The sequence below is a fragment of the Fulvimonas yonginensis genome, from assembly GCF_037137055.1.
Taxonomy (GTDB): Bacteria; Pseudomonadota; Gammaproteobacteria; order Xanthomonadales; family Rhodanobacteraceae; genus Frateuria_A; species Frateuria_A yonginensis.
The window spans coordinates 161876-182977 of sequence record NZ_JBBBNY010000005.1 but is presented as its reverse complement, the minus strand read 5'-3'; the positions used below and the strand labels follow the sequence as shown (position 1 = coordinate 182977).

The 21102-nt window shown below is 70.5% G+C and carries 20 protein-coding genes and 1 pseudogene; 8 read left to right on the top strand and 13 right to left on the bottom strand.

Going from position 1 to position 21102, the window contains the following annotated elements:
- Positions 1-107: pseudogene (locus WAT24_RS09785) on the top strand (IS481 family transposase); the annotation flags it as partial.
- Here WAT24_RS09785 and WAT24_RS09780 read toward each other — a convergent pair.
- Positions 104-1501, bottom strand: coding sequence for a class II fumarate hydratase (locus WAT24_RS09780; protein WP_336807666.1), 1398 nt, complete (start codon positions 1499-1501; stop codon positions 104-106). The pseudogene WAT24_RS09785 and the gene WAT24_RS09780 sit on opposite strands and share 4 nt — an antisense overlap.
- A gap of 230 nt (positions 1502-1731) precedes the next feature.
- On the opposite strand from WAT24_RS09780, the gene purB reads away from it, so the two are divergent.
- Positions 1732-3099 (top strand): adenylosuccinate lyase, encoded by a 1368-nt coding sequence (gene purB, locus WAT24_RS09775; protein ID WP_336807665.1) that lies wholly within the window; start codon positions 1732-1734, stop codon positions 3097-3099.
- Between the two features lie 58 nt (positions 3100-3157).
- Here purB and WAT24_RS09770 read toward each other — a convergent pair whose 3' ends face one another.
- Complete coding sequence (locus WAT24_RS09770; RefSeq protein WP_336807664.1) at positions 3158-4057, bottom strand: SDR family oxidoreductase; 900 nt, start codon at positions 4055-4057, stop codon at positions 3158-3160.
- Between the two features lie 25 nt (positions 4058-4082).
- Positions 4083-4823 carry an SDR family oxidoreductase gene (locus WAT24_RS09765; protein ID WP_336807663.1) on the bottom strand — a complete coding sequence of 247 codons (741 nt, stop codon included), beginning with the start codon at positions 4821-4823 and terminating at the stop codon, positions 4083-4085.
- 118 nt (positions 4824-4941) lie between these two features.
- On the opposite strand from WAT24_RS09765, the gene WAT24_RS09760 reads away from it, so the two are divergent.
- Positions 4942-5853: a LysR family transcriptional regulator gene (locus WAT24_RS09760; protein ID WP_336807662.1), complete on the top strand. Its 912-nt coding sequence runs from the start codon at positions 4942-4944 to the stop codon at positions 5851-5853.
- 34 nt (positions 5854-5887) lie between these two features.
- Here WAT24_RS09760 and gstA read toward each other — a convergent pair whose 3' ends face one another.
- A complete protein-coding gene (gstA, locus tag WAT24_RS09755; RefSeq protein ID WP_336807661.1) occupies positions 5888-6511 on the bottom strand; it encodes a glutathione transferase GstA in 624 nt (207 codons plus the stop codon).
- Positions 6512-6647: 136 nt separating this feature from the next.
- Here gstA and WAT24_RS09750 point away from each other — a divergent pair, with 136 nt between their 5' ends.
- Positions 6648-7037 (top strand): winged helix-turn-helix transcriptional regulator, encoded by a 390-nt coding sequence (locus WAT24_RS09750; protein ID WP_336807660.1) that lies wholly within the window; start codon positions 6648-6650, stop codon positions 7035-7037.
- Positions 7038-7136: 99 nt separating this feature from the next.
- On the opposite strand, the gene cysK is transcribed toward WAT24_RS09750, so the two are convergent.
- Positions 7137-8117, bottom strand: a complete 981-nt coding sequence (gene cysK / locus WAT24_RS09745; RefSeq protein WP_336807659.1) for a cysteine synthase A — start codon at positions 8115-8117, stop codon at positions 7137-7139.
- A gap of 45 nt (positions 8118-8162) precedes the next feature.
- Positions 8163-9650 carry a siroheme synthase CysG gene (cysG, locus tag WAT24_RS09740; RefSeq protein ID WP_336807658.1) on the bottom strand — a complete coding sequence of 496 codons (1488 nt, stop codon included), beginning with the start codon at positions 9648-9650 and terminating at the stop codon, positions 8163-8165.
- A 303-nt stretch (positions 9651-9953) separates the two neighbouring features.
- Here cysG and WAT24_RS09735 point away from each other — a divergent pair, with 303 nt between their 5' ends.
- On the top strand, positions 9954-10946 hold the full coding sequence (locus tag WAT24_RS09735) for a LysR substrate-binding domain-containing protein (protein ID WP_336807657.1): 993 nt from the start codon (positions 9954-9956) through the stop codon (positions 10944-10946).
- A 397-nt stretch (positions 10947-11343) separates the two neighbouring features.
- On the opposite strand, the gene WAT24_RS09730 is transcribed toward WAT24_RS09735, so the two are convergent.
- From WAT24_RS09730 to WAT24_RS09715, 4 genes are read right to left on the bottom strand one after another with little or no spacing between them, the layout of a single operon-like run.
- Positions 11344-13095, bottom strand: coding sequence for a bifunctional sulfate adenylyltransferase/adenylylsulfate kinase (locus WAT24_RS09730; protein ID WP_336807656.1), 1752 nt, complete (start codon positions 13093-13095; stop codon positions 11344-11346).
- A gap of 31 nt (positions 13096-13126) precedes the next feature.
- Positions 13127-13849 carry a phosphoadenylyl-sulfate reductase gene (locus WAT24_RS09725; protein ID WP_336807655.1) on the bottom strand — a complete coding sequence of 241 codons (723 nt, stop codon included), beginning with the start codon at positions 13847-13849 and terminating at the stop codon, positions 13127-13129.
- Positions 13846-15540: an assimilatory sulfite reductase (NADPH) hemoprotein subunit gene (cysI, locus tag WAT24_RS09720; protein ID WP_336807654.1), complete on the bottom strand. Its 1695-nt coding sequence runs from the start codon at positions 15538-15540 to the stop codon at positions 13846-13848. Before cysI ends, WAT24_RS09725 begins: the two co-directional genes overlap by 4 nt.
- Positions 15541-15546: 6 nt before the next feature.
- Complete coding sequence (locus WAT24_RS09715) at positions 15547-17409, bottom strand: assimilatory sulfite reductase (NADPH) flavoprotein subunit (protein WP_336807652.1); 1863 nt, start codon at positions 17407-17409, stop codon at positions 15547-15549.
- A gap of 108 nt (positions 17410-17517) precedes the next feature.
- Here WAT24_RS09715 and WAT24_RS09710 point away from each other — a divergent pair, with 108 nt between their 5' ends.
- Genes WAT24_RS09710 through WAT24_RS09700 form a run of 3 tightly spaced genes read left to right on the top strand, consistent with a single transcriptional unit; the run spans position 17518 to position 19979 of the window.
- Positions 17518-18267 (top strand): sulfite exporter TauE/SafE family protein, encoded by a 750-nt coding sequence (locus WAT24_RS09710; RefSeq protein ID WP_336807651.1) that lies wholly within the window; start codon positions 17518-17520, stop codon positions 18265-18267.
- 45 nt (positions 18268-18312) lie between these two features.
- Complete coding sequence (locus WAT24_RS09705) at positions 18313-19497, top strand: ribosomal protein uL16 3-hydroxylase (RefSeq protein WP_336807650.1); 1185 nt, start codon at positions 18313-18315, stop codon at positions 19495-19497.
- Positions 19494-19979 carry a DUF7931 domain-containing protein gene (locus tag WAT24_RS09700; RefSeq protein ID WP_336807649.1) on the top strand — a complete coding sequence of 162 codons (486 nt, stop codon included), beginning with the start codon at positions 19494-19496 and terminating at the stop codon, positions 19977-19979. Before WAT24_RS09705 ends, WAT24_RS09700 begins: the two co-directional genes overlap by 4 nt.
- 21 nt (positions 19980-20000) lie before the next feature.
- Here WAT24_RS09700 and WAT24_RS09695 read toward each other — a convergent pair whose 3' ends face one another.
- From WAT24_RS09695 to WAT24_RS09685, 3 genes are read right to left on the bottom strand one after another with little or no spacing between them, the layout of a single operon-like run.
- A complete protein-coding gene (locus WAT24_RS09695) occupies positions 20001-20258 on the bottom strand; it encodes a DUF5985 family protein (RefSeq protein WP_336807648.1) in 258 nt (85 codons plus the stop codon).
- Position 20259: 1 nt separating this feature from the next.
- Entirely contained in the window at positions 20260-20532 is a 273-nt protein-coding gene (locus WAT24_RS09690) for a DUF5985 family protein (protein ID WP_336807647.1), read from the bottom strand.
- A gap of 3 nt (positions 20533-20535) precedes the next feature.
- The gene (locus WAT24_RS09685) at positions 20536-20907 is read right to left on the bottom strand and encodes a hypothetical protein (RefSeq protein ID WP_336807646.1); all 372 of its coding nucleotides are present in this window, start codon (positions 20905-20907) and stop codon (positions 20536-20538) included.
- Positions 20908-21102: the final 195 nt, after the last annotated feature.

Genomic DNA, 21102 nt, shown 5'->3' with positions numbered 1-21102 from the left:
TGACCTGGCTGCATCAATACAACTGGCACCGTCCGCATGCCAGCGTTGACTACCAGCCTCCTATCACCCGCATTGCCATGAACAACCTGGTGGGTTTACGCACCTAGCCGGCGCTGCCACCGCCGCCGTGGATGCCGCCCTTGGTGAGCGCCACCGGATCGAGCAACCGTTCGAGCTCCTGCCTGCCCAGCCCGGTGGTCTCCAGCGCCACGTCGAGGATCGGGCGCCGCTGCTTGTAGGCCTGCTTGGCGGCGGCGGCGCCTTTCTCGTAGCCGATCACCGGATTGAGCGCGGTGACCAGGATCGGGTTCATCGCCAATGCCTGGTTGACCCGCTCGCGGTTGACCTTGAAGCCGGCAATCGCCTTGTCCGCGAGCAGGCGCGACACGTTGGCCAGGATCCCGATCGACTGCAGCAGGTTGTAGGCGATCATCGGCAGCATCACGTTGAGCTGGAAGTTGCCGGACTGCCCGCCGATGGTGATGGCGGCATCGTTGCCGATCACCTGGGCCGCAACCATCGCCGTGGCTTCCGGGATCACCGGGTTGACCTTGCCGGGCATGATCGAGGACCCCGGCTGCAACGCCGGCAGTTCGATCTCGCCCAGGCCCGCCAGCGGGCCCGAATTCATCCAGCGCAGGTCGTTGGCGATCTTCATCAGCGCCACGGCCAGGGTCTTGAGCGCGCCGGAGAGTTCCACCGCCGCGTCCTGCGAGGCCATGCCCTCGAAGAAGTTCTCCGCCGACTCGAAGCGCACGCCGGTCAGCGTCTTCAACTCGCGCGCCACCGCCGGGCCGAACTTCGGGTCGGCGTTGATGCCGGTGCCCACCGCGGTGCCGCCCTGCGGCAGGCGGCGCATGCGCTTCAACGCATCCTCGATGTGCTCGATGGCCGAACCGATCTGCGCCGACCAGCCGGACAGCTCCTGGCCGAAGGTCACCGGCATGGCGTCCATCAGGTGGGTGCGGCCGGTCTTGGGCACGTTCTTCAGTTCCCGGGCGCGCTTGTCGATGGTCTTCTTCAGGTGCCTGAGCGCCGGCAGCAGCCGCTCGCTGGCGGCCAGCACGGCGCTCACGTGGATCGCCGTGGGGATCACGTCGTTCGAGCTCTGCCCGTAGTTGACGTGGTCGTTCGGGTGCACCCTGGCGCCGGCCTGCGCAGCCAGGTGGGCGATCACCTCGTTGGCGTTCATGTTGGTGCTGGTGCCCGAGCCGGTCTGGAACACGTCGATCGGGAAGTGCGCGTCGTAGCGTCCCTCGGCGACCGCCAGCGCGGCCTTGCGGATCGCCGCCGCCTGGCCCTTCTTCAGGTGGCCGAGCGCGAGGTTGGCCGAGGCCGCCGCCGCCTTGATCAGGCCCAGCGCACGGATGAACTCGCGCGGCAGGGCGAGCCCGGAGATCGGGAAATTGTCGATTGCGCGCTGGGTCTGCGCGCCGTACAGCGCGTCGGCGGGCACCCTCAGCTCGCCCATGCTGTCGTGTTCGATGCGGTAATCGGCCATGGCCGGCTCCTGTGGCTATCCCGGGCACTATAGGTTGGGGCGTGTCGGCCAGGCGACAACGCCGGGGCTTCCCGCTGTAGGAGCGAGCTTGCTCGCGATGCCTTTCGGACCGACCGCCTGGACGGCAAGCCCACCGCGAGCACGCTCGCTCCCGCATCCGAGGGAGCTGGGGCCCGGTCGCGTGTTTGCGCCGGTGTAAAATGCCCGTTTTCCTTGCCGGACGCCCCGCGATGACCACCCACGCCCTCACCGCCCTGTCGCCGCTGGACGGCCGCTACGCCGGCAAGGTCGAGCCGCTGCGCCCGATCTTCAGCGAGTTCGGCCTGATGCACCGTCGCGTGCAGGTGGAGATCGAATGGCTGCTGGCGCTCGCCGCGGAGGGCGCCATCGCCGAACTGCCGCCCTTCTCCGGCGCGCAGGTCGACCAGCTGCGCGCCGTCGCAGCCGGTTTCGGGGTGGCCGACGGCGAGCGCGTCAAGGCGATCGAGGCGACCACCAACCACGACGTCAAGGCGATCGAGTACTTCATCAAGGAGCGCATCGGCGCCGACCCCGCGCTGGCCCAGGCCAAGGAGTTCGTGCACTTTGCCTGCACCAGCGAGGATATCAACAACCTGTCCTACGCCTTGATGCTGCGCGACGCCCGCGCACAGGTGCTGCTGCCGGCCCTGGACCGCATCATCGACGCCCTGCGCGCGATGGCCCACGCCCACGCCGGCGTGCCCATGCTCTCGCGCACGCACGGCCAGACCGCCTCGCCCACCACGCTGGGCAAGGAGCTGGCCAACGTGGCGGCCCGGCTGCTGCGTCAGCGCGCGCAACTGGCCGACCTGGCGATCCCCGGCAAGATCAACGGCGCGGTGGGCAACTACAACGCTCACGCGATCACCTATCCGGATCTTGACTGGCGCGCGTTCTCGCGCCGCTTCGTGGAAAGCCTGGGCCTGGGCTACAACGCCTGGACCACGCAGATCGAACCGCACGACGGCGTGGCCGAGTATTGCGACGCCCTCCGCCGCATCAACACCATCCTGATCGACCTGGCGCGCGACATCTGGGGCTACATCTCGCTGGGCTACTTCAGACAGGCACTGAAGGCGGGCGAGGTCGGTTCCTCGACGATGCCGCACAAGGTCAACCCGATCGACTTCGAGAATGCCGAGGGCAACTTCGGCATCGCCAACGCGCTGCTGGGACACTTCGCGGAGAAGCTGCCGATCAGCCGCTGGCAGCGCGACCTCACCGACTCCACCGTGCTGCGTGCGCTGGGCACTGCCTTCGGGCACACGCTGGTGGCGTTCGAGTCGCTGCAGAAGGGCCTGGGCAAACTCACCGTCAACGCGGAGCGCCTCGCCGCGGACCTGGACGCCAGCTGGGAAGTGCTGGCCGAGGCCGTGCAGACGGTGATGCGCCGCTATGGACTTCCGGAGCCCTATGAGCAGTTGAAGGCGCTGACGCGCGGCCAGGGCATCACGCGGGAGTCGATGCGCACCTTCATCGAAGGACTGGCGCTGCCGGGCGAAGCGAAGCAGCGCCTGCTCGATCTTACGCCGGGCGGCTACGTCGGCCTGGCCGAGCCGCTGGCGCGGGAGATCTGACGCTCGCGGCAAGGTGCGCCGGGATGACGCGCCGGCGCTTCGCGTTGCCGCGGGCGGCTCAGGCCATGAGGCGCGGGTGCAGCAGATCGTCCAGGCCGATCCGCCGCAGCAGCTCGGCACGCACGCGGTCGGCCATGCCGTTGACGATCTCGGCGCCGTCCTGCGACGGATCGATGTGCACGCGGAATGGCCGCCGGCCGAAAGGCGCATCGACCACCCGGGCGATCGCCTCGGCAACCTCGCCCGCGTCGGCATCCGCAGGCTCCAGAGAAGCGAGCCCCTGCAGCGCCTGCTCGGGCAGGCCGGCGTACGGACCCTCGTCGTACTCGGCGGCTCGCGCCGCATCCGCCGGCTTGCCGGCATGGACGAAGTGGTGGGTCCCCTGGGTGAACGCCCCCGGCACGATGATCGAGGTCTCGATGCCCCAGCGCGCCAGTTCACCCGCATAGCTCACCGCGAGCGCGTCCATGGCCGCCTTGGCGGCGAAGTACGGTGCCAGGTACGGCGGCGTGCCACCGCGCGCGCTGCTGCTGGAGACCCACACCAGCAGGCCCCGCCCCTGCCGCCGCAGCACCGGCAGCGCCGCGCGGTTCACGCGCTGGGTGCCGAGCACATTGGTGTCGTAGAGCTGCGCGAACTGCTCCGGCGTGAACGCCTCGGCCGGCCCGAACGCCATGTGCCCGGCGTTGTGCACGATCACGTCCAGCCGTCCGTGCGCGGCAATGATCTGCTCCACTGCCGCCTCGCAGGAGGCCTCCGAGGCGATGTCCAGTTCGATGGTGCGAAGGTCCACGCCGTGTTCTTCGGCGTGGCGGCGCGCCGCCTCTATCTGCGGCGCATTGCGCCCGGCGGTCTCGCGCATGCTGGCGTAGACCGTGTGGCCGGCGCGCGCCAGCGCGCGGGCAGCCAGCGCGCCGAAGCCGCTGGATGCGCCGGTGATGAGGATGACCTGTTTCATGTCGGGTACTCCCTGCTGACCGATTTCAGACGATGCCGCCGTTGGCGCGCAGCGTCTGGCCGTTGATCCAGCCGCCATCGGGACCGGCCAGGAATGCGACCACGGCGGCGATGTCCTCCGGCTGGCCCAGCCGTTCCAGCGGCGCGAGCTTGGCCAGCTGGTCGACCCGTTCGGGCGACTTGCCCTGGAGGAACAGCCGCGTGGCGGTCGGGCCGGGCGCCACCGCGTTGACCGTGATGCCGCGCCCGCGCAGTTCCTTCGCCAGCACGCCGGTCATCGCCTCCACCGCGGCCTTGGTCGCGGCGTAGACCCCGTAGCTGGGCATCAGCAGGCCGACCGTGCTGGAGGACAAGTTGATGATGCGGCCGCCCTCCTGCATGCGCCGGGCCGCCTCGCGCAGGGTGTTGAAGGTGCCGCGCAGGTTGACTGCGATGTGGCGGTCGAAGCTGGCGTCGTCCGTCTCGGCGATCGGGGCCAGGTTCATGATGCCGGCGTTGTTGACCAGCACGTCCACGCCACCGAACGCGGCCTCGGCGGCGTCGAAGAGGCGGCGCACCGCGGCGGCATCGCCGACGTCCGCCTGGGCCGCCACCGCCTGGCCGCCGGCCTGCTCGATGCCGCGCACCAATGCCTCGGCCGCGGCGGCGTCGCCGGCGTAGTTGACCACCACCCTGAAACCGTCCCGTGCGAGGCGCTGGGCGATCGCGGCGCCGATGCCGCGGGATGCGCCCGTGACCAGGGCGACTTTCTGCTGCTGTGTGCTCATGGGATGTCTCCAATGCCGGCACCGCGCCGGCGTGGGGAAAGCATCCGCTTTCGTCCCATGGAAATAATCCATGCTAATTTTTCAACACTTTTCGTTTCACGCGAACAATGGTGGCGGCATGGACCGGCTGGAGGTGATGCGCCTTTTCACCCGCATCGTGGAGCGGCGCAGCTTCACCCTGGCGGCGCAGGACCTGGGGCTGCTGCGCTCCACCGCGACCCAGGCGATCAAGCAACTGGAGGCGCGGCTGGGCGTGCGGCTGCTCCAGCGCACCACCCGCCAGGTGCGCCCCACGCTCGACGGCGAGGCGTACTACCGCCGCTGCATCGCGATACTGGACGAGGTGGAGGATGCCGAGGCGGCCTTCAGCGGCGCCAAGCCGCGCGGCCAGTTGCGGGTCGACGTCCAGGGCACGCTGGCACGCCACTTCGTGCTGCCCGCGCTGCCCAAGTTCCTCGCCGAACATCCGCAACTGCAGTTGCACATCGGCGAGGGCGACCGGCTGGTGGATCTGGTGCGCGAGGGCGTGGACTGCGTGCTGCGCGTGGGCGACCTGCATGACAGCGCCATGGTCGGCCGGCGCCTGGCCATGCTGGAGGAAGTCACCTGCGCCAGTCCGGATTACCTGGCGCGGCATGGTACGCCCGGCGGTATCGAGGGGTTGGACGGGCACCGAGCGGTCGGCTTCGTCTCCTCCGCCGTCGGCGCGGTGCTGCCGCTGGAATTCGTCGTGGCAGGCAACCTACGCCACGTCCACCTGCCGGCGACGCTCACGGTCACCGGTGCGGACACCTACATCGCCGCCGCACGGCTGGGCCTGGGACTGGTCCAGGTGCCGCGCTACCACGTGGAAGAGGATCTGGCCGCGGGGCGCCTGGTCACCGTACTGCCCGACTGCCCGCCGACACCGACGCCCATCTCGTTGCTCTACCCGCACAACCGGCAACTGTCGCCGCGGGTACGGGTGTTCATCGACTGGCTGGTACGCGAGTTCGGCAAGCGGCTACCAACGGCCGGTAGCCGCTCGTGACGCGCCCCGGCAGCGGCCGGGGCGCGGGCGTGGCTCACGCGGCCGCTGCGCGGCGGGCGAGGCCTTCGGCATCCATCGCTTCCTGCACCGCCGGCCGCTCCAGCATGCGTTGCTGGAACGCCTGGATCGCCGGGAAGCCCGACAAGTCCAGATCCACGTGCCGCGCCCAGTTGGTCACGGTGAACAGGTAGGCGTCAGCCGCGGTGAAGCGGTCGCCGAGCAGCCACGGGTGGGTCGCCAGGGCGCTTTCGATCAAGGCATAGCGCTTGCGCAGGTACTCCTTGCGCTCCTCCCGCGTCGCCTCGGGCGTGTCCGGCTTGAACAGCGGGCTGTAGGACTTGTGGATCTCGGAGTTGATGTAGCCGAGCACTTCCTGCAGGCGGTAGCGCGCCAGCGTGCCGTTGGCGGGCGCCAGGCCCGAGGCGGGCTTGAGGTCGGCCAGGTACTGCACGATCGCCGGGCCTTCGGTCAGCAGCTGGCCGTCGTCAAGCTCCAGCGCGGGCACGTAGCCCTTGGGGTTGATCGCCAGGAAATCGGCGCCGTCCTCGGTACGCTTGGTCTTGCCGTCGACCTTCACCAGTCGAAGGTCGATGCCGGCCTCGCGCGCGACGATGTGCGGGGAAAGCGAGCAGGCGCCGGGCATGTAGTAGAGCTTCATGGGTGAGTCTCCTTCGTGGGGGTGGGACGTCCTGGGACGTGGCGCGCATCCTAGCCGCATGAAGTTACTGATGGATACCACCTAACCAGGGATTAGTGCCAAAATGTGGTAACTCCACGGTTACCGGAGACCCCTCATGGGCCTGCCCGTACGCAAGAGCAAAGTCGCCGCGCCGCCGCCGGCGTGCCCGCTCACCGAAAGCCTGGCGTTGCTGCGCGGCGCGTGGGCGCCGAACGTGATCTGGTATCTGAGCGCCGAACCGCGGCGCTTCGGGGAACTGCGCCACGACATCCCGCGCATCTCCGCGCGCGTGCTGAGCGCGCGGCTGCGCGAACTGGAATCGCGCGGGCTGGTGACACGGCGGGTGCTCGATACCTCGCCGCCCTCGGCCGAGTACGCGCTGACACCGTTGGGGCGCGAACTGTTGCCGGCGATCGAGGCGCTGGCGCAGGTAGGGCGCAAGCTGATCGACCAGTGGGAAGTGGGAGTGCGCAGCGGCAAGGCACGGGCGCGGCGAGCCGCCTGAATTGCTCGCCGGCAGAAACGCGTATCCAAGGAAGCCAGCGCCCTCTGGGGAAAGGGTTGGAGCAACCCGCTTGCCGATCGCCTCGCAGCCGACCCGCGCTCAGGCAGCCGTGGCCTTTGCGGCAAGCGAGGAACCTGCGGCCTCCACCTCGTCCGACCCCTCGTTGACGCCTTCGAACAGGAAGGTCGAGAGATAACGCTCGCCGGTATCGGGCAGCATCGCCAACAGCACCGAGCCCTCGGCCGCCTCCTTGGCCACCTGCAATGCCGCCGCCAGCGTGGCGCCGGCCGAGATGCCGACGAAGATGCCTTCCTGCTGCGCGAGCTTGCGCGAGGTGTCTCGCGCAAGCGTGTCGTCCACCGGCAGGACGCGGTCGACCACCTCGCGATTGAGGACGGCCGGCACGAAGTCCGGCGTCCAGCCCTGGATCTTGTGCGGCTGCCATTCGTTGCCGGACAGCAACGCGGCGCCCGCCGGCTCGCTGGCGATCAGCTTCACCTCCGGCCGCGCGACCTTGAGCACCTCGCCCACGCCGGTCAGCGTACCGCCGGTGCCCCAGCCGGTGACGAAGTAATCCAGCCGCCGGCCGGCGAAATCGCGCAGGATCTCGGCGGCGGTCGTGCTGCGGTGATAGGCAGGGTTGGCCGGGTTCTCGAACTGGCGGGCCAGGAACCAGCCGTGCTGCTCGGCCAGCTCCTTCGCCTTCTGAACCATGCCGGTGCCGCGTGCGGCCGCCGGCGTCAGCACGACCTTGCCGCCATAGGCGCGGATCAGCTTGCGCCGCTCGATGGAGAAGGTCTCCGTCATCACCGCCACGAACGGATAGCCGCGTGCGGCGCACACCGCAGCCAGCGCCACGCCGGTGTTGCCGGAGGTCGCTTCCACCACGGTCTGCCCGGGCTTGAGCGCACCGCGCTGTTCGGCGTCGAGGATGATCGCGAGCGCCAGGCGGTCCTTCACCGAGCCGGCCGGGTTGAACGCCTCGACCTTGACGTAGATGTCCACGTGCTGGGGCGCGAGCCGGTGCAGCTTGACGATCGGCGTATTGCCGATGGTGTCGAGAATGCTGTCGTAGATCATGGAATGGCTCCTGGAAGCGGCCGGTCCGCGCCGGCCGGTTGGGGTTCAGGCCTGGTGGATCGTGGCGAGCGCGTCGTGCCGGCGTGATGCCGCATGCCTGTCGACGCCGCCGTGCACGATACCGCCGATGTCGTGGATGGGCGCGCCCAGCGGTGGCGGGCCGAACCACGCCAGCGTTTCCGCCAGCATGGCGACCTCGCCGAGTATGAGCAGCGCAGGTGAACGAACCGCATGCGCGCGGGCGCGCGCGGCCAGCTCGACCAGCCGACCGGTGACGACCCGCTGTTCCGCGCGGGAACCGTTCTCGACCAGCGCAAACGGCGTGTCCGCTGCGCGGCCGTGCTCGAGCAGCCGCGACTGCAGGGTCTCCAGTTCGCTCACGCCCATGTAGACGGCCAGGGTCTGGCGCTCCTGCGCCAGCGCGGCCCAGTCCGTCGTGTCGCTCGAGGCCTGGCCGTGCGCCGTCAGCAGGCGCACCGAGTGTGCATGGGCGCGATGCGTCAGCGGCACGCCGGCATAGGCGGCGCAGGCCAGCGCGGCGGTGACGCCGGGCACGACTTCGTAGGGAATGCCGCGCGCGCGCAGGAACTCCAGTTCCTCGCCGCCGCGTCCGAACACGAACGGATCGCCGCCCTTCAGCCGTACCACGCGCCGTCCGGCCCGCGCATGGCCGAGCATCAGCCGGTGGATCTCCTCCTGGGTGGCATGGTGGTTGCCGGCCTGCTTGCCCACCTCCACGCGCTCGGCGTCGCGGCGGGCCAGCGCGAGCACTTCCGGGCTGACCAGGCGGTCGTGCAGGATCACGTCCGCCTCGTTGAGGGCACGCAGGCCGCGCAGGGTGAGCAACCCCGGGTCCCCGGGACCGGCACCGACCAGGATCACCGAGCCGCCGCCGCTGACGTCGGCGCCGGACAACGCCCGCTCGGCCACGACCGACGCCTCGGCGCCGCGCCCTTTGCGCAGCAGGGCCGCCACCGGTCCGGTCAGCAGGTGCTCGTAGAAGCGCCGGCGCGCCGCCGGCTGCGCCAGGCGCAGGCGGATCCGTGGCCGCAATCGCGAGGCCAGGGAAGCCAGCGCGCCCCACGAGGGGTCGAGCAACGCCTCCAGCCGCTCGCGCAGCAGGCGTGCCAGCATCGGCGCCCGCCCGCCGCTGGAGATGGCGATGGCCAGCGGCGCGCGGTCGATGACCGCCGGCACGTGGAAGCTGGACAGGGTCGCGTCGTCCACCACGTTGACGAAGATCCGCCGCAGGCCGGCCAGTTCGGCCACCAGCGCGTTCGTCGTGCGGTCCGAGGTCGCCGCGATCACCAGCCAGACCCGTTCAAGCCAGCTCTCGCGGAAGGCTTCGGCCCGGTGCGCGATGCGCCCCTGTTCCGCCCAGCGGCGCAGCGAAGGCGTGAGTTCGGGCGCGCTCACCGTCACCTGCGCGCCGGCATCCAGCAGCATCGCCACCTTGCGCTCGGCCACGGCCCCCCCACCCACCACCAGCACGGCGCGGTGCGACAGATCGGCGAAGACGGGATAGAGCTTCAAGGGGCACCTGCGCGATCGGGAGGCGTCCACGCTAGGCAGCTGTCGCGCAAGCGGCAAATGATTTGTCGCCTGCGTCTTATGCCTTCACGTTATGAGTATCCATCGGAATGGATGATCGCTTGACACTCGAAAGTACCGGACGTATAGACGTCTGTTTCATGCCACACCAAGAGCGCCACCCATCGCTGCCGTACCGAGACACCGTCGTGGTCGCCAGCATGCGCGACCGTCCCCTGCCGGCACGATGTCACCGTGTTCCGCCCATTGCCGACTTCCCCGCCGCACGAACACGGACATCCCGCCATGACGCTGGTCCAACTCCGTTACCTCGTCGCCATCGCCGACGCAGGCCTCAACATCACCCTGGCCGCCGAGCGGGTGCATGCCACCCAGCCCGGCCTGAGCAAGCAGCTCAAGCAGCTTGAGGACGAACTGGGCTTCAGGCTGTTCGTGCGCAAGGGCAAGAGCCTGGATGCCGTGACCCAGGCCGGGCGCGAGGTGCTTGAGCGCGCGCGCACGATCCTGGCGGAAGCGGCCAACATCCGCGCGATCGCCGCCAACCTGCGCAACGAGACCCAGGGCGAGTTGCGCATCGCCACCACCCACACCCAGGCCCGCTTCGCCCTGCCCGCGCCGATCGCCGCGCTCAGCCTCGCCTACCCGCAGGTAAGCGTGCACCTGCAGCCCGGCCAGGACACCGACGTGCTGAACCAGTTGGAGGCCGGCCGCGTGGACCTGGCGGTGATCAGCACCGCCGGGGCGCCCCCGGCCACCGGCATCGCCCTGCCCGCCTATCGCTGGCATCGCGTGGTGGTGGCCCCGGCCGGCCACGCCCTGGCCCGCCGGGGCCTGCCGCCGACGCTCGCCGAGCTGGCCGCGCAGCCGCTGATCAGCTACGACTCCTCGCTGCGCCCCGAATCCTCGCTGCGCCACGCCTTCGAAACCGCCGGCCTGCAGCCCCTCATCGCCATGACCGCCGGCGACGCCGACCTGATCAAGACCTACGTGCGCGCGGGCCTGGGCATCGGCGTACTGGCCGAGATGGCCATACTCGGCACGGATGCCGATCTGCAGGTACTGCCGGCCGACCACCTGTTCCCGCAGTGCACTACCTGGATCGTGCTGCGACGGGAGACGGTGCTGCGCGAATACGTGCTCGAATTCATCGCCCGGTTCGCGCCGCACCTGGACCGGCGCGAGGTCGTACGCGCACTGGCCATGGACGCGCCGCCGCCAGCGTGGGCACACGTGCCGCACTGGCGGGAGCGGCCGGTCGCGTTGCCGGATGCCGCCTAGCCCGGCGCGTTCACTTTTGCTGCACTCGGCATGGGGCGCGCTATCCGCGCCGCTGCCGTGAGCGGGTTCGCCCGAGATGGGCGTGCTGCCTGTTCACGAATGTCGCACTGATCGAGCCGCTGGCTCCCCCCGCCGGGGTGAGCGGCGCGACTCACCCGCGGCCTGTTTGCCGCAACGCATTCTCGCGCTCGTGCAGGAGCGAGCTTGCTCGTGATGCGCTTGCTTTTTTCGCTCCGCTAGGGTGCTTGATGGGACGTTTTGTTCTTGTACGGCCTCTCGAGCAAGCAGCGGCAGCCAGCCCACGGCAGCAACCCGGCAGACCGGCCAGCGACAGGCGGAAGCACATGGCACACGCCGCCCCCACGCGAGGCGACCGGCCCCACCGACGCCCGCGGTGTCAGCCGCCGATCAACCCCCGGTTGCGCAGCAGCGCGAGGATCTGTCGCGCCAGCGCCACCGGATCGGCGGCGCTGCCGTCCAGCCGCAGCTCCGGGTTCTCCGGGACCTCGTACGGGTCGCTGATTCCCGTGAAGTGCGCGATGCGACCGGCACGCGCCTGCGCGTACAGGCCCTTGCGGTCGCGCGCCTCGCACACCTCCAGCGGCGTGGCCACGTGGATCTCGACGAACGCGCCGTGCGCCTCGACCAGGGCGCGCGCTTCCCGGCGGGCCGAGGCGTACGGTGCGATCGGCGCGCACACGGCAATACCGCCGTGGCGGACGATCTCGCTGGCCACATAGCCGATCCGGGTGACGTTGGCGTCGCGATCCTCGCGCGAGAAGCCCAGGCCGCGCGAGAGGTGCCGGCGCACTTCGTCGCCGTCGAGCACCGTCACCGGCCGGCTGCTGTGCTCGAGCAACTGCGCGACCACGGCCTGGGCCAGGGTGGACTTGCCCGCGCCGGAGAGGCCGGTGAAGAACAGCGCGAAGCCGCGCGGCGCATGGGCGGGATGGCGCTCGCGCAGGATCTTCACCACTTCGGGGAAGCTGAACCAGGCGGGGATCTCGGTGCCTTCGTGCAGGTGCCGCCGCAGCTCGGTACCGGAGATGTCGCGCACCTGGTCGTCCAGCCCGACCTCGTCCGCCGGCAGGTAGGCGTCGCGGTTGACCACGTAGACCATCGCCGGGAACGGCACGATGCGGATGCCGAGCTCCGCCTGGTGCCGCTCCAGCAGTTGCTGCGCCTCGAACGGACCGTAGAAGGGCCTGCCCTGCGCATCCTTGCCCGGACCGGCATGGTCGCGGCCGACGATGAAATGGCTGGCGCCGTAGTTCTTGCGGATGATCGCGTGCCACAGCGCCTCGCGCGGCCCGCCCATGCGCATCGCCAGCGGCAGCAGCGACAGCCTGGCGCTTCCCTCGGGGTACTGCGGCAGCAGCGCGCGATAGCAGCGCACGCGGGTGTAGTGGTCGACGTCGCCCGGCTTGGTGCGGCCGACCGAGGGCTGGATCAGCAGCTTGGCGCCGACCTGCCGTGCCGCCCGCAGGGTCAGTTCGCGGTGCGCCCGGTGCATCGGGTTGCGCGTCTGGAAGGCGACGATGCGGCTCCAGCCGTTGGCCGCGAACCAGGCGCGCAGGCTGCGCGGGGTGTCGCGCAGTTCGGTGAAGTCGTAGTGCGCCGGCGGCTGGATGCCCCGCACGCGGCCACCCAGGTAGACCGGGCCGGTGCGGTCGAGCAGCTCGGCCACGCCCGGGTGCGTGCGGTCGCTGGTGCCGAACACGCGCTGCGCCTCGTGCAGGCGGTCGGGCCAGTAGATGTCCTGCACCTCCAGCACGGCCAGCGGCACGCCCTGGCCGTCGCGCAGCACGACCTCGCTGCCCGGGGAGAGCCCCGCCGAGAACGCCTCGCTCACGTCCAGCGTGATCGGCATGGGCCACAAGGTGCCGTCGGCCAGGCGCATCTCCTCCACCACGCGGTTGTAGTCGGCGCGGCAGAGGAAGCCCTCCAGCGGCGAGAACGCGCCCGAGAGCAGCAGTTCCAGGTCGCACAGCTGGCGGGTATCCAGGTCCAGCGCGGGCAGGCTGCCGCTGCGCTGCTTGAGCGCCTCGGCCTCCTGCGGCGGCAGGTGCAGCTCCTTCAGCACGCCGCCGTGCGGGGCGATCAGCAGGTCGGCGGCGCCGGCGTCGGCGGCGGGTGCGGTCAGGCTCATGTCGTTCATCCCCTAAAGGCTAGTGCAAACCTCAGACGTTGCTGTGCAGGCCGCATTCACGTTTGAGGCCGAAGAAGCGGGTGTCTTCCGGGGCCATGCCCGGCTCCCAGCGGTGGCTGGTGTGGACGTCGCCGATCGAGGTGTAGCCCTGCTTCCACAGCGGGTGGTAGGGCAGCCCGTGGCGCTTGAGGTACAGGCCCACGTCGCGGTCGCTCCAGTCCGCCAGCGGATGGAACTTCCAGCGGCCGTTGCGGCGTTCGGCGAACTCCACCGCGGCACGGGTGCGCGCCTGGCTGCGGCGCAGACCGGCGAACCAGCCGACCGCGCCGAGCTCCGCCAGCGCGCGCTGCATCGGCTCGACCTTGCGCATGCGGTTGTAGCGGTCAATGCCCTCCACGCCCTGCTCCCACAGGCGACCGTGGCGCGCCTCCATCCAGGCTGGACTGAGCGGCGCCTGGTACACCACGAGGTTCAGCGCGAGCCGTTCGGCCAATTCGTCGGCGAAGCGGTAGGTCTCGGGAAACAGGTAGCCGGTGTCGATCAGCACTACCGGTATGCGGGGCCGCTGGCGCGTCACCAGGTGCAGCGAAACCGCCGCCTGCGCACCGAAGCTGGAGGACAGCACGTGCTCGCCCGGCACGTGCTCCAGCGCCCAGGCCACGCGGTCCGCGGCGTCCAGACGCGCCAGCCGGGCGTTGATCTCGGCCAGCGCCTGCGGCTCGCGTGCCGCCTCCTGCAACCCTACCGCGCTCATGCCTGCACCTCCGCCGGGATGCGGCGCGCGGGCGGCGGGGGCGCGAGCAGGCCGGCGCGCAGCAGGAAATCGCCGAAGCCTTCGCCCGTCGAACGCTCGGCCGCGTAGCGCGCGAACAGCGGTTCCAGCGCCTCCAGGATGGCCGCCTCGCCCACGTTCTCGCGGTAGAGGCGGTTGAGCCGCTGGCCGCTGAAGTCCGCGCCCAGGCGCAGGTCGTAGCGGCCGGGGGCACGGCCGACCAGCGCGATCTCACCCAGGTAGGGCCGCGAGCAACCGTTGGGGCAACCGGACAGGCGCAGCAGGATGGGCGCGTCGAGCAGACCGTAGCGCGCCAGTTGCGCCTCGAGCTTGTCGAGGATGGTCGGGAGGTAACGCTCGCTCTCGGCCATGGCCAGGCCGCAGGTGGGCAGCGCCACGCAGGCGACCGCGTGGCGCCGGATCGCACTCTGACGGCGATAGCCGTCCAGGCCGTGGGCGGCGACGATCCCATCGATGCGTTCGCGGTCGGCCGCCTCGACATTGGCGACGATCACGTTCTGGTTGCAGGTGAGACGGAAATCGCCGGTGTGCACGTTCGCCAGTTCGCGCATGCCGGTGAGCAGCCGCTGCTCGCCGCGGTCCAGCAGGCGCCCGGATTCGATGTGCAGGGTCAGGTGCCAGCGTCCGTCCGCGCCCTCGATCCAGCCGTAGCGGTCGCCGTTGTGCTCGAAGCGGTACGGCCGGGCCGGCTGCAGGGCGAAGCCCAGGCGCCTTTCCAGCTCGGCCTTGAACGCGTCGGTGCCGCGCCGGTCCAGCGTGTACTTGAGCCGCGCGTGCTTGCGCTCGCCGCGGTCGCCCCAGTCGCGCTGGATCGAGATGATCTGCTCGGCCGCGGCGCGCAGCTGCTCGGGCGCCACGAAGCCGATCACCTCGGCCAGCCGCGGGTACGTCGTCGGATCGCCATGGGTGACGCCCATGCCACCGCCGATGGCGAGGTCGAAGCCCGCGAGCTTGCCGTCCTCGTCGATCGCGATCAGGCCGAGGTCCTGCGCGAACACGTCGACGTCGTTGAGCGGCGGAATGGCCAGCCCGATCTTGAACTTGCGCGGCAGGTAGGTGCGGCCGTAGAGCGGTTCGGGCTCCGGCTCGCCGACCAGCTTTTCGCCGTCCAGCCAAAGCTCGTGGTAGGCGGTGGTCTTCGGCGCCAGTTCCTCGGACAGCCTGGCCGCCCAGGCGTAGGCCTCGGCGTGCGCTGTCGACTGCACCGGCAGCGGCGTGCTCACCACGTTGCGCAGCACGTCGCCGCAGGCGGCGATGGTGCTGGCCATCGCGCGGTTGATCGCCGCGATGGTCGGCTTGAGGTCGCGCTTGAGGATGCCGTGCCACTGGAAGGTCTGGCGCGTGGTGATGCGCAGGCCGCTGCTGGCGTAGTCGCGGGCGAGCCGGTCGAACACCCGCCATTGCGCCGGCGTGACCACGCCCCCGGGGAGGCGCGCGCGCAGCATGAAGCTGTAGAGCGGCTCCAGCTTCTGGCGGCGGCGCTCCTCGCGCAGGTCGCGGTCGTCCTGCTGGTAGCTGCCGTGGAACTTGAGCAGCTTGGTGTCGTCCTCGCCGATGGCGCCGGTGACCGGATCGGCCAGTCCCTCGGCGATGCCGCCGCGCAGCTGGCGGCTGCGGTCTTTGATGAGTTCGAGTTCGGAGAGCGCAGGCATAGATGTTCAGTACACGTCGCGGGCGTAGCGCCCCTGGGTGAGGAGGCCGGCCAGCCATGCCCTGGCCGCGTCGGGGGAATGGCCGCCGTGCGCGACCGCGATGTCGCACAACGCCGCGTGGACGTCCTTGGCCATGTGGTTCGCGTCGCCGCATACGTACAGGTGCGCGCCGTCCTGCAGCCAGGCGTAGAGCTCCCGGCCCCGTTCACGCAGGCGGTCCTGCACGTAGACCTTGCGTTCGCCATCGCGCGAGAGGGCGAGATCCAGGCGATGCAGCACGCCTTTCTTCAGCGCCTCCTGCCATTCCACCTGGTAGAGGAAGTCGCGGGTGAAATGGCGGTTGCCGAAGACCAGCCAGTTGCGGCCGCGCGCGCCGCTCTCGCGCCGCTCCTGCACGAACGCGCGGAACGGTGCGACACCGGTGCCCGGGCCGATCATGATCACGTCTCGCGCGCCGTCGGCGGGCAGGCGGAAGCGCTCGTTCGGCTCGACGAACACCGGCACGATGGCATCCTCCTCCAGAGCCGAGAGAAAGGTCGAGGCAGCGCCCCAGTGCGGCACGCCGAACGCCTCGTACTGCACCCGCGCCACGGTGAGGTGCACTTCGTCCTCGCCCACGGCCAGCGGGCTGGAGGCGATCGAGTACAGCCGCGGCGCCAGCGGGCGCAGCGCGGCCACCAGATCCTCGGCGGACCAGGCGGCCGGATGGCGGCGCAGCAGGTCCAGCGGCTGGTGGCTGGCCAGCAGTTGGGCGAAGGTCGCGGCGTTTTCCGCCCGCAGTACCCGCATCAGCTCGACATCGCCGCCGGCGGCCGCATGGGCCGCGACAAAGGCGCGGGTGAGCCGGGTCAGTTCGCGCTCGCGCCCCAGCCATTGCGCCAACGGCAGGCGGCGTCCGTCGTGGGCGACCTCCTGCGCGCCGTCCAGACGCAACGTCTGCAGCCACTGCGCGACCAGTGCCGGCGGATTGGCCGGCCACACGCCGAGAGCGTCGCCCGCCGCATAACGCAACCCGGAGCCTTGCAACGACAGCTCCAGGTGGTGCACGGCACGCTCGCAATCGCGCGCGACGATGCGCTGGTTGGCCAGCACGGTGGCGGCGAACGGCTGTTCGCGCGAATGGCTGCGCGTCGGCAGCGCATGCACGGTGGCAGTGTGCGCGAGGACCGGCTCGGGGCGGCCCAGCGCCTTGCGGGCCTGCTCCAGCGCCTGCGTCGACCACGGCACGGCGACCGCATCGACATCCACGTCGGCTTCACCCAGCGGCGCGAAGCGATGCGCGCCCAGTTCGGCCAGGCGCGCGTCGAGCTGGCGCCCGATCGCGCAGAACTGGGGATAGCTCGAGTCGCCCAGGCCGAGCACCGCGTAGTGCAGACCGGGCAACCGCGGTGCGCGGCGGCCGACCAGGAACTCGACCAAGCCACGCGCATCGTCCGGCGGCTCGCCGTCGCCCTGCGTGCTGATCACGATCAGCAGATGGCTTTCCTTCGTCAGCTCGCGCAGCGGATAGGCATCGGCACGGACCAGGCGCACCGGCAGGCCGTCCGCCTGGCTGCGCGTCGCGAGCCGCCCGGCCAGCCGCTTGGCATTCCCGGTCTGGCTGCCGTAGAGGATGGTGAGCCGGACGGCATCCGGTGCGGTGGCGGGCGCGGACGATCCCCCGCCCGGCTGCGCCTGACTGGCACGGGCGGCGCTCCATGCCGCCACCCAGTACAGCTCCTGCGGGCCGAGGCCGTCGGCCAACCGCGCGAGCAAGGCGGTCTTCTCTGGGCTGAGCGTCACGGGCAGGGGTGCCGGTGCAACCAGGGCGTTCACGTCGTCTTGTCCTTTTGGACGTCCAAATGTGGGTCCGGACAAGCTAGAGGGCATGTCCTGCGCAGGGAAAGGACGGCTCGGCATGTGGATATGCCCAGCCCTTATTTCCGCGCGCGAGAGGTGCTCCCGATACTCGATCCCACCCCCTGACTTCACGCATCGATGACCCCTACCGTCGAATTCCTCACCTTCGCCGCCGTCGGCGCGCTCGCGCAGCTGGTCGACGGCGCGCTCGGCATGGCCTATGGCGTCGCCTCCGCGGCGATGCTCCTTGGTCTTGGCGTGCCGCCGGTGACCGCCACCGCGAGCGTGCATCAGGCCGAGGCGTTCACCTGTGGCGCTTCGGGGCTCAGTCACCTGGTGGCCGGCAACGTGCGCTGGCCGCTGTTCTGGGCCCTGGCGATTCCCGGCGTGACCGGCGCGGTGATCGGCGCCGCGGTGGTCGTGCACGTGCCGCCGGAGTGGATGCGGCTGGCGCTCACGCCGTACCTCCTGGGCATGGGCGTGTTCCTGCTGCTGCGCGGCGCGGCGGGCCGGCCGCCCGGACCCGACGTGCCGCGCGGGACGCCCGTGCTGGGCCTGGGCGCGGGCTTCGCCGACGCCGTGGCCGGCGGCGGCTGGAGCGCGCTGACCGTCACCACCCTGGTCGCGCGCGGCAGTACCCCGCGGTTGGTGATCGGTACGGTCCATCTGGCCAAGTGCGTGGTGAGCGTCGCCGCCAGCGTGAGCTTCCTGTGGCTGATCGGCCTGCAGCACGGCGGCGCGGTGCTGGGGCTGATCGCCGGCGGCGTCCTCGCCGCGCCGGTCGGTGCCGTGTGCGCACGGCGCATGCCCGCGCGGGTCGCCACCATGCTCGCGGCGATTGCTGTGCTCGGGCTGGGCGTGAACAACGTGGTGAAGGCGTTCGGCTGATCGTCGCCGCCGCGGCGGGACCCCGTCGGGCCGTACAATGCGCGGATGACTGCTACCCTTCCCATCGAGATCCGCGGCTCCGCCAGGCAGCCGCTGGGCATGACGCCGGCGCAATTCCTGCGCGACTACTGGCAGAAGCGCCCGCTGCTGATCCGCAACGCCTTTCCCGGCTTCGAGCCCCCATTGCAGCCGGACGACCTGGCCGGGCTGGCCTGCGAAGACGGCGCGCTGTCGCGGCTGATCGTGCACGACGAGAGGCGCGACCGCTGGTCGGTGAAGACCGGCCCGCTGGAGGAGGCCGATTTCGCGCGCACGCCGGACGCCAACTGGACCCTGCTGGTGCAGGACGTGGACAAGTGGGACGCGGACGTGGCCCGCCTGCTCGAGCACTTCCGCTTCCTGCCGAGCTGGCGCGTGGACGACGTGATGGTCTCCTACGCCGAGCCGGGCGGCGGGGTCGGCGCGCACGTGGACCAGTACGACGTGTTCCTGGTGCAGGGACTGGGCCGGCGCCACTGGGCGATCAGCACCGACCCGGACGCGCCGAAGGATGTCCGTGACGACGTGGAACTCAAGCAGCTGGTGCAGTTCGAGCCCACGCACGAATGGCTGCTCGATCCGGGCGACGTGCTCTACCTGCCGCCCGGCGTGCCGCACGACGGCGTCGCGTTCGGCGGTCCGTGCATGACCTTCTCGGTGGGCATGCGCGCACCCTCGCAGGCGGAGCTCACCGGCGACCTGGCGGACTACCTCGCCGAGCGCATGGACGAGTCGCAGCGCTACACCGACCCCGATCTCGTCCCCGCGCGCGACGCCGGCGAGATCGACGCGGCCGCACTGCAGCGCCTGCGGGCGGCCCTGCCGTTCGCCGCGGCGCTGGACGAGGACACCTTGCGCGACTGGTTCGGACGCTTCATCACCCGCTATCGCAATGCGCAGACGCCGGCGCCGCCGGACAAGCCGCTGGGCGCGGCCGCGCTGGGCAGGCACCTGGAGGGTGGCGGTGCCCTGCTGCGCCACCCCTGGTCGCGGCTGGCCTGGAGCCGCCGGGGGCGTGGCGCGACCGTGTTCGCCAACGGCCAGGCCTACCCTGCCCCGCCCGCCTTGGCGCGGCGTCTGTGCGCCGAGCGGACGCTGACCTTGGGAGCGCCCCCCGCCGGGACGGAACTCGCGCTGCTGCTGGCGCTGGTCAATGACGGCCATCTGGCCGTACCGCGGCGGCGGCGATGAACCCGGAGCACCTGCCCACCGGCACGCCCGAAGCGCTGGCCGCGGCCCGGCTGGCGCTGCTGGCCGCGGCACGGCGGCAGGTGGACATCCTGCTGCCACGCCTGGACGACACGATCTACGCCAGCGCCGGGGAACTGGCCGAGTTGCGCCGGCTGGCCATCGCCGGGCGCGGTGCGCAGATCCGCCTGCTGCTGCACGACCCGGCCACCGCCTTGCGCGACGGCCACCGGATGATCCTGCTGATGCAGCGGCTGCCCAGCGTGATCCGGGTACGCACGCCGGTGGACGAGGTGGACCTGGGCAACCCCTCGTCCTGCCTGCTCACCGACACCGGTGGCTACCTGTTCCAGCCCGATGCCGATCGTGCGCAGGGCCGCGCCGCACTGGCCGACCGCCCCGGCTGGGCACCGCTGCGGCAGCGTTTCGACGAGATGTGGGAACGCGCCGAGCGCGCGGGCATGCTGCAGCCGCTCGACCTGTAGCCGCGCAACGGGCCGCGGCCGCTACAGGATCTTGCGGTTCTTGCGGCCGATCGCCGTGATGATGAGCGCGAACGCGGCCAGCCGGATCAGGTAGGCGGCGCTGCTGTCCTCGAAGTAGATGTTGATGGTGGCGATGATCAGCTGGGCCAGGCCGAGCAGGCCGAAGGCCGCCGAAAAGGCCAGGAACAGCGTGTCGCCCGTGCGCCGCCAGAAGCGCAGGAAGAACAGCCCGGAGATGAAGAAACCGAAGGCGATGGCGCCGCCGAGGAAGTACAGCATCTTATTCCTCCGCGTCCCAGATGAAGCCGAACAGCAGCGTGACCACCGCCGCGAGCGAAACCAGACCGCGCGGCAGCGCCAGGTCGGCGGTCGGGAAGACCACCAGGTCCAGCACCAGCAGCAGGTTGTTGATCGCCAGCAGCAGGAAGCACAGCGCGCTCCAGAACAGCAGCTTGGTCCGCGTGCGATGGAAACTGCGCCCCAGCATCACCGCGCAGATCGTGCTGGTGAGGAAGCACAACAGGTAGACCGCGGGAGCGAAGTATTGGGACACGCGCTAATCCTTGCGGAATCGGAAAGCGTCGGCAAAGGCGACCAGGTTGTCGGAGCGGGAACGCATGATCAGGCGAAGTACGGCATCCGGCGACTTCACATAAAGTGCCTGCGAGGCCATCACCAGTTCGTGCAGATCGTCGGAGGCCGGGCCGTAGCGCACCAGGTCGTCGCTCTCGCGCACGATCAGCCCCGCGGCATGGAGCGACTCCACCGCCTGACTGACCACCAACTCGCTGGCGCGCAGCGCGGTGACAAGTTCGGTAGACGACCAGCAGCGCTCGGGATCGCGCAGCAGCAGGAACAACAGCTCCATCGACCAGATGGAACGGAATGTCGAGCGCAGGAAGCCGGCTACGTCCTTCTCCAATGGCATTCCGGGAACAGCCCCTCGTCTGGATACACCGTGCGGGTTCCCCCTCCCCTCACGAAAAAGTCGCTCCGGAAGCGGAGCGACTGCGTGCAATCAGCGTGTCCGATTCTATGGGCTCTCGTCTACGAAGCCAACCCGACACCGTGCTATGGTGCGCGCGGCGCGGGGGGCGGGTGCGCATCGGGGGCCGGACAGGTC

Bases quoted from the DNA above. Each gene is read 5' to 3' on its own strand.
- cysK (WP_336807659.1), bottom strand. From the start codon at position 8,117: ATGATCTACGACAGCATTCTCGACACCATCGGCAATACGCCGATCGTC.
- WAT24_RS09765 (WP_336807663.1), bottom strand. From the start codon at position 4,823: ATGAGCACACAGCAGCAGAAAGTCGCCCTGGTCACGGGCGCATCCCGC.
- WAT24_RS09760 (WP_336807662.1), top strand. From the start codon at position 4,942: ATGGACCGGCTGGAGGTGATGCGCCTTTTCACCCGCATCGTGGAGCGG.
- WAT24_RS09770 (WP_336807664.1), bottom strand. From the start codon at position 4,057: ATGAAACAGGTCATCCTCATCACCGGCGCATCCAGCGGCTTCGGCGCG.
- WAT24_RS09710 (WP_336807651.1), top strand. From the start codon at position 17,518: ATGACCCCTACCGTCGAATTCCTCACCTTCGCCGCCGTCGGCGCGCTC.
- WAT24_RS09730 (WP_336807656.1), bottom strand. From the start codon at position 13,095: ATGAGCCTGACCGCACCCGCCGCCGACGCCGGCGCCGCCGACCTGCTG.
- WAT24_RS09700 (WP_336807649.1), top strand. From the start codon at position 19,494: ATGAACCCGGAGCACCTGCCCACCGGCACGCCCGAAGCGCTGGCCGCG.
- WAT24_RS09780 (WP_336807666.1), bottom strand. From the start codon at position 1,501: ATGGCCGATTACCGCATCGAACACGACAGCATGGGCGAGCTGAGGGTG.
- WAT24_RS09750 (WP_336807660.1), top strand. From the start codon at position 6,648: ATGGGCCTGCCCGTACGCAAGAGCAAAGTCGCCGCGCCGCCGCCGGCG.
- gstA (WP_336807661.1), bottom strand. From the start codon at position 6,511: ATGAAGCTCTACTACATGCCCGGCGCCTGCTCGCTTTCCCCGCACATC.
- WAT24_RS09725 (WP_336807655.1), bottom strand. From the start codon at position 13,849: ATGAGCGCGGTAGGGTTGCAGGAGGCGGCACGCGAGCCGCAGGCGCTG.
- cysI (WP_336807654.1), bottom strand. From the start codon at position 15,540: ATGCCTGCGCTCTCCGAACTCGAACTCATCAAAGACCGCAGCCGCCAG.
- WAT24_RS09735 (WP_336807657.1), top strand. From the start codon at position 9,954: ATGACGCTGGTCCAACTCCGTTACCTCGTCGCCATCGCCGACGCAGGC.
- WAT24_RS09715 (WP_336807652.1), bottom strand. From the start codon at position 17,409: ATGCCCTCTAGCTTGTCCGGACCCACATTTGGACGTCCAAAAGGACAA.
- WAT24_RS09685 (WP_336807646.1), bottom strand. From the start codon at position 20,907: ATGCCATTGGAGAAGGACGTAGCCGGCTTCCTGCGCTCGACATTCCGT.
- WAT24_RS09705 (WP_336807650.1), top strand. From the start codon at position 18,313: ATGACTGCTACCCTTCCCATCGAGATCCGCGGCTCCGCCAGGCAGCCG.
- WAT24_RS09695 (WP_336807648.1), bottom strand. From the start codon at position 20,258: ATGCTGTACTTCCTCGGCGGCGCCATCGCCTTCGGTTTCTTCATCTCC.
- purB (WP_336807665.1), top strand. From the start codon at position 1,732: ATGACCACCCACGCCCTCACCGCCCTGTCGCCGCTGGACGGCCGCTAC.